Source organism: Moorena sp. SIO3B2 (assembly GCF_010692525.1).
Lineage (GTDB): Bacteria > Cyanobacteriota > Cyanobacteriia > Cyanobacteriales > Coleofasciculaceae > Moorena > Moorena producens.
In genome coordinates this window covers 1-12,490 of the sequence record NZ_JAAHHE010000189.1, presented here as the reverse complement: position 1 = coordinate 12,490, position 12,490 = coordinate 1, and the positions used below count along the sequence as shown (strand labels likewise).

10 protein-coding genes and 1 pseudogene are annotated in these 12,490 nt (G+C 43.5%); all 11 read left to right on the top strand.

Features of this window, described 5'->3' with window-relative positions; all coding sequences use genetic code 11:
- Positions 1–204, top strand: a pseudogene (locus F6K38_RS26815) (hypothetical protein); the annotation flags it as partial.
- A 33-nt stretch (positions 205–237) separates the two neighbouring features.
- A complete protein-coding gene (locus F6K38_RS26810; RefSeq protein WP_229414352.1) occupies positions 238–963 on the top strand; it encodes a class I SAM-dependent methyltransferase in 726 nt (241 codons plus the stop codon).
- 81 nt (positions 964–1,044) lie between these two features.
- Positions 1,045–2,103 carry an NAD-dependent epimerase/dehydratase family protein gene (locus F6K38_RS26805; protein ID WP_008180951.1) on the top strand — a complete coding sequence of 353 codons (1,059 nt, stop codon included), beginning with the start codon at positions 1,045–1,047 and terminating at the stop codon, positions 2,101–2,103.
- A gap of 42 nt (positions 2,104–2,145) precedes the next feature.
- The gene (locus tag F6K38_RS26800) at positions 2,146–2,892 is read left to right on the top strand and encodes an acyltransferase (RefSeq protein WP_229414354.1); all 747 of its coding nucleotides are present in this window, start codon (positions 2,146–2,148) and stop codon (positions 2,890–2,892) included.
- Between the two features lie 109 nt (positions 2,893–3,001).
- Positions 3,002–4,042, top strand: coding sequence for a sulfotransferase family protein (locus tag F6K38_RS26795; protein WP_008180956.1), 1,041 nt, complete (start codon positions 3,002–3,004; stop codon positions 4,040–4,042).
- A gap of 31 nt (positions 4,043–4,073) precedes the next feature.
- Positions 4,074–5,588 (top strand): flippase, encoded by a 1,515-nt coding sequence (locus F6K38_RS26790; protein WP_008180958.1) that lies wholly within the window; start codon positions 4,074–4,076, stop codon positions 5,586–5,588.
- A 156-nt stretch (positions 5,589–5,744) separates the two neighbouring features.
- Positions 5,745–7,061 carry a rhamnogalacturonan lyase family protein gene (locus F6K38_RS26785; RefSeq protein WP_229414356.1) on the top strand — a complete coding sequence of 439 codons (1,317 nt, stop codon included), beginning with the start codon at positions 5,745–5,747 and terminating at the stop codon, positions 7,059–7,061.
- A 10-nt stretch (positions 7,062–7,071) separates the two neighbouring features.
- The gene (locus tag F6K38_RS26780; RefSeq protein WP_008180961.1) at positions 7,072–8,037 is read left to right on the top strand and encodes a lysylphosphatidylglycerol synthase transmembrane domain-containing protein; all 966 of its coding nucleotides are present in this window, start codon (positions 7,072–7,074) and stop codon (positions 8,035–8,037) included.
- A gap of 162 nt (positions 8,038–8,199) precedes the next feature.
- On the top strand, positions 8,200–8,817 hold the full coding sequence (locus tag F6K38_RS26775; protein ID WP_008180962.1) for a metal-dependent hydrolase: 618 nt from the start codon (positions 8,200–8,202) through the stop codon (positions 8,815–8,817).
- A 235-nt stretch (positions 8,818–9,052) separates the two neighbouring features.
- Positions 9,053–10,624, top strand: a complete 1,572-nt coding sequence (locus F6K38_RS26770; protein ID WP_008180963.1) for a glycosyltransferase family 39 protein — start codon at positions 9,053–9,055, stop codon at positions 10,622–10,624.
- Between the two features lie 64 nt (positions 10,625–10,688).
- Complete coding sequence (locus tag F6K38_RS26765) at positions 10,689–12,203, top strand: glycosyltransferase family 39 protein (RefSeq protein WP_008180964.1); 1,515 nt, start codon at positions 10,689–10,691, stop codon at positions 12,201–12,203.
- The last annotated feature ends 287 nt before the right edge of the window (positions 12,204–12,490 follow it).

Sequence of the window (12,490 nt, the reverse complement as noted above, 5' to 3'; positions counted from 1 at the left end):
CTTCCTTTGGCTTCTGAATCTTGTCGTCCTGGAAGTTTTGGATTTACTATCCAGGGTTCCTTGAGTAATGAAGAACCAGGAAAAGATATCAAGGAAATGCTACTCAATCCCCTGACACCTATTCAGGCCTATGGTTCTCTAGAAAACCCCTGGCGATTTATTCGTAACCAATTAGCAATTCAGTCTAAAAAAAATAGCAATTAAAACTAAACAAATGACTAAAGGAATTTAACAGTGGTGTCTACAGGTGATTTTACCGAAACAGCCGATATCGAAACATCTTCTGAGGATTATGCCTCCCGTTTTGCCGGGGAAATTGGGGCTTGGCTACTGAAAGTCCAGGAAGACGCAACCTTGAAAATGCTAACTCCTTATCCTAAAGCCACCATCCTTGATGTGGGAGGAGGACATGGTCAACTCACAGGGGCTCTGATTCAAAATGGTTATCAACTCACTGTGCTTGGTAGTGCGGATGTCTGTAAGGGGAGGATTCAGAATTTTCTTGATGCTAATCTTTGTTCCTTCAAGGTGGGCAATGTTTTGGATCTCCCTTACCCAGACGGAGCGTTTGATGTTGTGATCAGCTATCGATTCTTGGCTCATGTGACTCAATGGCAGTCTTTTTTAACAGAACTAAATCGAGTAGCAAAGCAAGCAGTAATCCTAGACTATCCTACAGTCAGGAGCGTAAATGCTATTGCCCCCTATCTATTTAAGTTCAAGAAAGGATTGGAAGGAAATACACGAGAGTTTATCTGTTATAAAGAACATGAGCTTCTAGAATTTTTTCAATCTATTGGTCTGAGCAAAGCTGAGCGCTATCCCCAATTCTTTGTGCCTATGGTACTCCATCGCACTTTAAAATCTCCTAGCTTCTCTTCATTTATGGAGAAGTTAGCTCGACTCTCAGGCTTGACTAATTTGTTTGGTTCACCCGTAATTTTAAAGCTTACCAAGACTTAAGCCAGATGCCGATTAAAATTAATTGTATAAACTTGCTTGGTTAAATTCCAATATTTTTTAGGTTAGCTAAGACAGTAGAATATGGAAGATACTCAATTCAAACTCCCAACTGGCAGTCGCGTCTTAGTGACTGGAGCTACAGGGTTTACAGGTTCAGTTCTTGTACGTAAATTAGTCGCACAAGGTTTAGATATCGTCGCTATTGCACGTCCTAGTTCTAAAATTGAGCCTTTTAAAGACATTAAAATTGAATGGATTAGAGGGGATGTTTTTGATGAAGAGTTAATCAAGAAAGCCATCAAAGGAGTTAACTATATCTTTCATATTGTAACTCCTTTTCGAGAAGCAAAATCTGCTGACAATGTCTACTACAATGTCCACGTTGTAAGCACACAATTGCTAGCAAAGTACGCTTTAGAAGAGCCAGAATTTCAGCGTTTTGTTCACGTTTCAACAATTGGTGTTCATGGTCATGTCGAAAATCCTCCTGGTGATGAAAATTGTCCAATGCATCCTGGAGATATATATCAAGAAACCAAACTAGAAGGAGAACTGTGGATCAGAGATTTTGCTAAAAAGGAAGGCTTACCAGTCACTGTGGTACGACCATCAGGAATCTACGGTCCTGGGGAGAAACGGTTTTTGAAAATTTTCAAAATGGTTGGCCGTAAGTGGATACCAATAATTGGCAATGGAAGTAACTTACTGCACTTAATTCATGTTGATGATTTGACCAATTTTTTTATACTATCAGCCACCCATCCTCAAGCAGTGGGAGAAGTTTTTATTTGTGGCAGTAAGGAGGCGATAACCTTTCAAAAAATGGTCTCTATTATTAGTGAATACTATGGAATTTCCTTTAAATTCATTAGTTTGCCAGCTGCGCCACTGTTTGCCTTAGGTGATTTTTTGGAATTCATCTGTCGTCCCCTGGGCATAGAACCACCTATTTATCGAAGACGGCTAGCGTTTTATACAAAAGACCGCTCATTTAACACAGCAAAGATGATAAATTTACTGGGGTTTGTGCCTGTCCATTCCGATGAAGAAGGGTTAAAGGAATTAGCCCAATGGTATCTTGACCAAGGATGGATATCTATTAAAAATCCTAAATTAGTTTCCGAACAAAAGTTAACCTAGTTGAGAATAGCATTGATTATGATAGCCAATAAAGAAAAAAAATTGATATCCAAAGTTTCTTTAACAGAGCAACTCAATAAAAAAGATTCTTCTTTATTGAAGAGTTATCAAGCAAAGGTTATAGGAAATAATAAGTTATTATCTTTAGTTCAATATGAATTAGCTACTTTTTTATTTGGTAATCTGGCTGGTGGAGCTGGATATCTATTGAGAAAAAATTTTTTTTCTCCCCTTTTCAAGGCTGTAGGTTCTGGAGTTATTTTGGGGAAGGGAATTGTTTTACGTCATCCTGGAAATATTACTCTTGAAAACCGCATCGCTATCGACGATTATGCTCTCCTGGATGCTAGCGGTGCTGGAGAGGATGGAATAACTATAAAAGACGATGTTATTGTTTCCAGGAATTGTGTGATTCAGGGAAAAACTGGTCCTGTAGTTATTGGTAAAAAAACTGATATTGGATGTAATGCTATTATCTCCTCAGGTGCTGGCATTTTTATTGGCAGTTCTGTCTTAATTGCTGGTAACTGTTACATTGGGGGTGGTCGGTATCTATCAGATCGTTTGGATATTCCCATGATGGAACAGGGAGTTTATTCTAAAGGACCAGTGGTGATTGGTGATGATGTTTGGTTGGGTGCCGGAGCAATTGTTCTCGATGGAGTTCGGATTGGCAAAGGGTGTATTGTTGGTGCAGGTGCTGTAGTTACCAAAAACCTTCCTGATTATGCTGTTGCGATTGGGGTTCCAGCTAGGGTAATTCGAATGCGTCAGCAAATCCAAGTCTAAACGTCAATATTTGTACCATATCTTGGTCTTGTATATAATTCCTTTATTTTAGCAGGTTTAATAAGCTTCCTCGATAAAAATTATGAGTAATTTAAGAGAAGTTAAGTAGATGAATCAAACCAAAAATTTGAGTCTAGCACCGACTTCCCAATCTAAATCAGACCTAGGTATTTCAGAGTCCCCAATCTTCATCTTTGGATGTCCTCGTTCTGGAACTTCCCTTCTGAGTCGGATTATTGGCTGCCATCCACGAATTGCTATACCATTCGAGTCTCACCTCTATAATACGTTTTATCCCTGGCTGAAGTACTACGGTAACCTACAGCTGATTCAAAACCGTGAGCGTCTGGTAGACGATATCCTGACAACCGAGGTCATGAGAGACTGGTCTCCCCCTCCCAATCGTGAGCACACCCTTGAAGCTATCTATAGATTTGACTTTCACGGCATAGTTGATGGCATCATGGGTGCCTGGACTAATGCCCAAGGTAAACAACGCTGGGGAGAAAAGACGCCTGCCCATATTTTCTACTGGCGCGAAATTTTCAATGCTTTTCCCAATTTGCAAGTGCTTCATATAGTGCGAGATGGCCGCGATGTGGCTCTATCCTGGAAGGGTTCTCGCTTTGGTCCAAAGCACATCTACCCACTTGCTCAAAAATGGCGAGAGTATCTTGAAACTGTGGAAGAGTTGAGAACGGCTCTCAATGATGACTCTTTTTTAGAAGTCCGATACGAAGAATTATTGTTGGAACCTGAAGGTATAGTTCGAAAGATTTGCACCTTTCTTAAGGAGGAATTTGCCCCTGAAATGTTGGAATTCCATAAGGTTGGTGCATCCTATCCAACTGACCAGAAAAACCAGAAAAATCTTTCTAGACCTCCTCTGACCAGTAACGCTGGCAAATGGCGCAGTGAAATGACAGAGCGTGAACTTCGTATCTTTGAAGCTGTAGCAGGAGGAACACTTGAGCGCTATGGGTACGAGAGGCAGTGGCATCAACCTCAAATTTCGGGTCTAGAGGTGATGCAATTTCGGTTCCTTGAACATCCACCACGGAAAATACTGGCAATGCTTAAAAACACTAAAGGTCATATCGACGGCATCCGGAGACTCAAGATCTATTGTCGCCTCAGATTGGGAATTTAGCAACTGATAGAAACAGTGGAGGAGATATCTAGTGGCACCAATTAATGCCACCTTCAACAAATTTGTCAAAGGAGCTGGTTTATCCTTCCTTGGTCAAGTCATAAGTACTGCTTTCAAGTATGTAACTCAAGTAGTGCTTGCTTGGCTTCTGGGTGCAGAAGTCTTCGGACTTTACACCTTGGCAATGATCATCTACCAACTCGGAGAACTATTTTCTAGGATGGGGCTTGAAACTGGAGCTATACGCTATGTCTCAATCCATCATGGTACAGATGATAATGGTCGGCTCAAAGGAGTTTTACTACAGGGGATTGGACTACCTTTCCTCAGCGGTATAGTATTTGGAATCGGTCTATTTTTGGGATCTGACCTTATTGCCCAGGGGATTTTTGGTCAACCAGACCTTGCTCTTGCACTGCGGGTGTTCGCGATCGCTCTCCCTTTCGGGGCTAGTATGACAGTAGGAGCATTTGCTACTACAGGATTTCAGATAACAGCATACAAAGTTTATGTTTGGGAGCTTCTGCTACCATTAATTAACTTAATATTAGCTGTAGTACTATGTAAAGTTGGCTGGGGACTGTGGGGGGCAGCGATTGCTTGGCTACTTGCTGTAATCGTGTCTTTAGCTTTCACCGTCCATTTTATTCGAGGTATCTTTCCTGCCCTATTGAGCAGAAATATCACCCCTGTCTTCGAAACCAGGCAACTACTTGCCTTTTCCCTCCCTTTATCTTTCGGAAGTTTTTTGTGGCTGGTGATGCTCTGGACAGACTCTTTAATGCTGGGATATTTTCGACCTGTAGCAGAGGTGGGGATTTACCGGGCCGCTTCCCAGACAGCACTGTTGATGACTCTGTTCACTCGCTCGTTGGTAACAATCTTCACACCGATGATTGCTAACCTTTATAGTAACGGAGAGCTTGAAGAATTAGACAAACTCTTTAGAACTGCTGCCCGCTGGAGCTTCTCCTTGACTGTACCTCTGTTCTTAATTGTGGTAGTAGCTGGTAAAGATATCCTACGTGTTTTCGGTTCAGAATTTGAAATCGGATCGTTACCTCTAACAATTCTAGCAGCAGGGCAATTAGCAAGAGCTGGTCCGGGAGGATTAGCCATGCACGTACTAGCAATGTCAGGGCATCAATATCTCAAGCTCTTTGGGGACGTGGTGTTAGCGATCACCAACATCGGATTAAATATGCTCATGATTCCACGATGGGGACTGATGGGAGCGGCAGTGGCAACAGGAATCAGTATTTTAGCAGTAAATCTGCTGCGTATCTTGCAAGTCTACCTAGTTTTGCATATTCATGGGTTCAACTGGAGCTACTTAAAAACCATAGGGGCAGGAACTCTCGCTGTTTTGATCGGTCTCGGTGTACACTCTTGGGTTTCATTTATGCCTTACCTTCTGGTATTGGTTATTACTGCTGGAGTTGTGTTTCTAGTTTATGTACTGCTGTTATGGGCAATGGGCATAGAGAAAGCGGATCTGATCATCTTGAGAAAGATGCAACAGCGCTTAGGGCTATTGAAGAATTGATAATCTCTATTGATACTATCTATAGAAATGCAGAACTATTTGTACCGATTACGCCAGAGGCGAGTTCAATTAAAAATATGTTTATTATTGATTTTTTATAGTTGTTTAAGCTGGGGATGTGTGGAGCAATCCAAGGCAAAAAGAGGTATTGCTAAAGTGTCGAATTTGCCTTATTCCACGATTAAACCTCAAGTTATTGAACTTAAGCCTGCTGCCAGCGATCGCCGTCTCGGTGGACTGATTGCAGCAGACATCAATGATGATGGTCAGAAAGATTTGATCATTACTAAGCCAGGTTATATAGCAGCTTACAGTCATTCTGGTAAAGCACTCTGGAGCAAGTCAATCAATATCCAGGTAACTGGGAAGTCAGAGAGCCAAGGATTGCCAGGAAACCAGGCCCCCGGTGTCCAAGCAGCTGATGTAGATGGAGATCAAAAGACAGAAGTTCTGTTTTTAACCAAGGACAATACCCTCCATATTGTTGAGGGGTTCAATGGAGAGACTCAGAAAACTATAAAACTCCCATCTCCAGAAGGTACAGAGGGTTGGGAGCACTTAGTAGTAGCCAATTTCCGGGGCAAAGGCGATCGCGATTTACTACTTCAGGCCACTAATGCTGAAGGATACCGTATGGGTCGTTATCTAGCAGCCTATCCCCTAGACAACCTACTCAAAGGTGAAAACCTTCAACCATTGTGGAGCCGAGATGATTTCCTTGCCAATGCTCACAATGGGGCACGGGTGGCAGATCTCGACGGAGATGGCAAAGATGAGGTTTTGGGTGGGACAATCATCTCACCCGACGGAGAGATGTTGTTGAAAATTCCCATAAAAGGTCATATTGACTCCCTGTTTGTGGCTGATGTGCGTCCAGACATTCCAGGATTAGAGGTAGTCGCTCTGGAAGAGGGGGGTGGCAATCGGGTTTTCCTTTATAACCGCGATCGCGTAATTTGGAAAACCCACTACAAGCATCAAGAACCACAAAATGCTGCCATTGGTGATTTTGACCCCCAACGACCGGGATTAGAAGTGTGGTGCCGCAGCCGTTACCAGAAGCACCAGAAACCCTTTGTCTTTGATGCCCAAGGTCAACTGATTGCTAACTATCAAATGGATGATGTTGCTCCCAAGGGATGGACAGACAAAGGTGTAGAGGTGATCGTCCCGATTGATTGGACAGGAGAGTCGAGGCAATTAGTGGCTGTCAAAGAGCGCCATAAACCAGGAGACGTGGGGATTTTCGATGCCCTGAGTGGGCAATTTCTCCATCGGTTCAAAGAACAGGCGGCGAGACTTTACGTTGCTGATGTATCTGGGGATTGGCGGGAAGAGGTGATGGTTCTCAATGGGAATCAGCTGGACATCTACAGCAACCCCGAACCCAATCCCAATCTTGATCGCCCACGGCTATGGACTCAAAACCACTACCGCCGCAGTAAGATGACTTGGAACTACTACAGTCCATAAACTAAAAACCATGGAAAAAAGGTTAGCTGCTAGGAAAAAATTGATTCTTACGATCATTAAATGCGGCGTTTCCATAGCGCTACTGTCTTGGGTGTTGCGCAAGACCAATCTGCCTGACATTTTCCTAGCTGTGAGTTCTGCCAACATTCCTCTGTTAATGGCAGCGTTTGTGGTCTACTTAGCCAGTTACTACATCAGAGCTCATCGGTGGCGGGTACTACTTTTGGCTCAGAATGTGAAAGCTACCATCCCTTACTTGTATAAGTCCTACATGGTCAGCATTTTCTTCAGTAATTTTTTGCCCTCCACCATTGGTGGGGATGCTGTTAGGGCTTATGATGCCTGGCGGTTGGGAACGAGCAAATCAGTCGCACTAGCCACTGTGTTTTTGGATCGTTTCCTCGGTTTACTGGGTTTGATGCTGTTTGGCCTCGGGGCGCTGTTTTTTTCTCAGACATTGATTGCCCAGTTACCATTACTTAATCTGTGGGTGATGCTAGGTACGGCAGCAATTATGCTTGTAGTCTCGATGATTTTCATACCCTCTCAGAAGATTTCAAGGGTTATTAGCAAGATCAAACTACCCTTTTGGCACCCCATAAAAAACAAGGTATTGAATATTATTAAAGCTTTCCTAGCCTTTGGGAACCGCAAACATGCCTTGGCTATGTCTATGGGGTTGTCACTGATGGTGCAAATCAGTGTCATCGCTCATTATTACCTAATTGCAAAGGCCCTGGATTTACCGGTTCCCCTTCTTAGTTTCTTTCTGATCATTCCCCTAGTCTCCTTGATCATGGTGTTGCCTGTATCGATCAACGCCATTGGTCTCCGTGAGAATGCATTTGTATTCTTTTTTGCGGCTTACGGCTACAATATTGCCAGATCCGAAGCCATTGCCTTTGCTTGGCTGGCTTACGGAATCGTGATCATTCAGGGGCTGCTGGGGGGAATTGTATACGCTTTGCGCAAGTAAAGGTGATTAACTCAGATCAGGTGATCGGCTGATCAGGTAAGGTCATGATCAGGTAATCGGATGATCAGGTAATCAGGTGTAATGGTGATCAATAAACAATAGTCAGAGCAATTATAAATTACCAATTACCAATTACCAAATATAAATTACCAATTACCAAATATGAATTACCAATTACCAAATATAAATTACCAATTACCAATTAATCACATGCCATCACCAGTAGGACACACATTTGCCGGTATTTGTGGATTTGTTCTGGCACGCCCTTATGTAGCTTGGCATCAGCAAACTCGGCTGTTGTATGGTTCAGTATTGCTCACGAATTTGCCAGACATAGACATTCTGCCTGGATTGCTGCTGCTGGGAAATCCAGGAGCTTTTCACCGTCAGGCTACCCACAGCTTGATAGTAGCCGCCATAATTGGCATCTTCGTTGCTTGGCTAGTGGGGCGTTGGAAGTTAAATCGGCTCCGATGGGGAATTTGGGCAGCTCTAGTTTATGGAAGCCACCTCCTGTTGGATATGCTAGTAGCTGACCCAACAGCACCTTTCGGAGTCCAGGCACTCTGGCCTTTTTCCCTAGAGTATTTTATTTCACCTATTACCATCTTTGCCCGATTTGATTATTTTAATCCAGAATTGGGTATGGTATGCACCATCTTGAGTATTCCTAACTTCTTGGGAATACTGTGGGAAATCGTAGTACTTACACCCTTGGTAGGACTGGCATGGTATGGGTTTGGGAAAACTGACGGCAGAAAACCATTGGCAAGATAGAGGCCAAGGGTGATGGGGTGATCAGGTGATCAGGTGATGGAGACAATAATAGATCTTTTGCATAAATGTCTAAAACAAGGCTGATAAGTAATATGGCCGTGTGTCCCAATTTACTTTGGTAAGAGGTTAATCGTTCTTTGTTGATGGCGATCAACCATCTTTCCTGAGCCATGATGAACCCTGGTCTGATCATGGTGGTTCTTAATACTGATTCTAGATAAGGTTGGTCAGGTGCATGAAAGCAGAAAAACTTAATTCAACAGAAACCTCAATCCAAGCAGATTGGCTTTGGCAATGGATTCCCATCGCCTTAATTTTGCTATTGGCGGCTGGGTTGTATTTCTATCAACTCGGCACAGAGAGCCTGTGGGTGGATGAACTCTACAGTGTTAATGATGCCAAACGCTTACCAGGCCATCTGGGTCTAATCCGCCCAGTGTATTTCATCCTGCTGTGGCTGTGGATGCAGTTTGGCACCAGCGATGCTTGGTTGCGGGGGTTGTCTGTCTTGTTTGGATTGGGCAGTGTATTTCTAACTTACCAGCTTGGTCGTCGTGTAGGGGGAAAGCCAACGGGCTTGATTGCTGCCCTCCTCTTGGCTCTATCGCCCCTGTTCATCAATTTTGCCCAAATGGTTCGTATGTACACCCTAGGCACTTGTCTCGGTCTAGGTGGTACCCTAGCGCTAGTGCATGCTCTTGAGAATCCTACTACCACCTCAATGGCTTGGTGGGCTAGCCTACGACTGTTGGTAACCCTAACTGCACCACTAAATGCCACCCTGCTCTTCGCGGACATCTGGTTAGTATGGTTTCGGTTTCGCAAGCAACGCGCTACATTATTAGCTTTCGGCAAATGGCTGTTACTGGTAATCCTGTTGTGGTTACCATCTTTGTTATCTCTATTGTCTGGAACCCTGCCCTTCCTAAGCAAGGCTCTTAATCTCATCGCCAAAATTGATCCATCGGCTACTCGACACTCATTTCCCAGTTTTGTGGATGTTTTACGTAAGTTAAAGAATTTTACTGCCTTTCCGTTTCCTTCCACATCGAAGCTGAGTAGCTTGTTTTATCAATCCTACAGTCTACTATTAGCTGGCTTGATCGGTATTGCCATAATCCACAAAAACCACAAACCACGCCTGTGTTGGATTGCTGCTTGGGCATTTATACCGTCAGTGATGATTTTTTTAGTTTCTAAACGATTATGGATAGACCGCTACATACTGTTTTTATCCCCATACATTTTGATTATTCTGACCGCTGGCTTGATGGGATTGTGGCGTTGGAAACGGAGTTTGGCGATCGCAGTAGCAATTATCTATACTATTACCGTTAGCACTGGACTAGTACGCTATTACACCGTGCAGGATCGCCAAGATTGGCGCAGTGTAGCACAAACAATTAGCATTAATGAAAAACCTGGTGATACCATCTTTTTATCCATAGGTTCGCAAAAAATGACCTCAGCGCTGGATCATTACTATAGTGGAGATGCTCCGATCTATTCCCGAAGTAAACTTTGTCCTTCTGATCGAGTCAAAAAGCCAGTCGTAGAGCAAGCACTAAATAACTTGCCACCTATTCCCTCGCGGCTGTGGCTACTGTGCGGCACAGGTTTTGACGAACAAAAGTTTCGCACTGTTTTCAAAGAACATTTTAATCTGGAAAGACACGAAGAATTTACTAACGAGAACTTTTATAGACAGAATGATTTAATGCATCTATTTCTGATCATACCAAATTCTGCCAATTCTACTGATTCTCGCAATTCTACTGATATAAAAAACAAATCAACATCGGTCTAAGCTCTAGGGCTTTGATTATTGAGTTAGTCGGTCTAAGCTCTAGGGCTTTGATTATTGAGTTAGCATGAAAGCCAACAACCACAAAACACCAGCGCTCCTAGAGGGAGGAAATTGGTTCCGACCATGGATGCCCATTACCTTAATCTTAGTATTAGCGACTGGATTGTATGTCTATCAACTTGGTACAGAAAGCCTATGGGTTGATGAACTCATTAGTATTCATCGTGCCAAGCACCTAGAGCAAGTCTTTAATGGTACACGCCCCCTCTATCACATCCTCCTACAAGTCTGGATGATAGTTAGCAGTAGTGATACTTGGCTGCGGGGATTGTGCGTTGTGTTTAGTATTGGTACTGTTTTTGTTACCTATCGGCTTGGTCGGCGCTTAATGGGAGAGTCCACTGGCTTAATTGCTGCCCTAATCGTTGCCCTCTCACCCCTGTTTATCCATCATGCCCAAGAAGTCCGGATGTACGCACCGAGTACATTCTTTGGTGTTGCTGGCACACTGATCTTAACCCACGCCCTAGAACGTCCAACTACTCCCTTACTTTTAGGATGGGCTGCTCTGCGATTCTTGGCAATTATCAGCACACCCCTTAACGTAGCGCTGCTGCTCCCAGACATCGTTGTGTTTGGCTGGAAGTATCGCAATCAACCTCGTGTTTTGTTCCGTTTCGGGGTCGGACTGTTACTGATTGGTATTTTATGGCTGCCATGGGTGTTTCCACTAGTAACTAAGAGCGCCAAATTTATGGGAGGTGTAAAAGTACCCGGTACATCAGTTCGTGATCTCGGTGGACGCACTAGTCCTGGTGTACTGGATGTGATCATGCAGCCAGGTCGCTTGACAGCTTGGCCCTTTGGTCGAGCCAATTCCAATGCCATCTACTGGTTTTACAATGCCTACTCTGTCATGTTGACCTGCTTGCTGGGTGTTGTCCTATTCAACAAACCACGCTCAGCTAAGCTGGGTTGGATTGCGGCTTGGGCGTTTTTACCCTTAGTTCTGTTCTTTTCAGTGTCCCAAGTCTCTCGTTCTCTTTGGGTCAATCGTTACCTACTCTTAGCAGCTCCATACCTATTTATTCTTTTAGCAGCCGCTGGGATCGGCATTTGGCATCGATGGCGTATTGGTGCCTTGGTGATAGCGCTGATCTATGCCATTGCTGTTGGTGGTGGGCTAAAGCGTTACTATACCGTGCTCGATCGAGAAAATTGGCGTGGTTTAGTAGAAACCATTGCGACCAAAGAACAACCGGGTGATGTGATTGTTTGGTCCATTGGTCAGAGAATACCTGTGGCATTGAATCATTACTATCATGGCTCTGCAAGTATTGAGATTAAGGATGTACTCCCGCCATCGGTTAGAAAAAACGATCAGCAAGCGATAGAAGGTTGGATTAGCAGTTTACCTTCAACCCAATCTCGTTTATGGCTAGTTTATGTCAAGTCGTCGAAGCTATTTCGGTCTGTTGTTAAAGAGCAATTTCAGATTAAAACCCGAGAGAAACCCATTGATGGGATAGAAATATTTCTGCTTAAACCACGTTCTGCTGATAAAACGTCTCAGGAGTAGACTTCGCCGCAGTTGTCTATTGAACTAAGCCTAGAACTAGTTATTGCCGGTTTTTAGCGATCGCAATTTCCTGAAATAACTCAAAGCGCAATTAAATCAAGAATGGGTAGTGGTAAAGATGTAGTGGTTTGGCTACGGTCTGGTAAAGCTAACGGGAGCGAAAATCACGTATTGTGTACCACAACCAACTCCCCAAAGCTTTCATAAGGTAGTAGTAGCACCATAGTGACTGGGTTATGGAAATAGTTGCATGAACAACTATCTTTGATATCTTTGATAGTATCTGT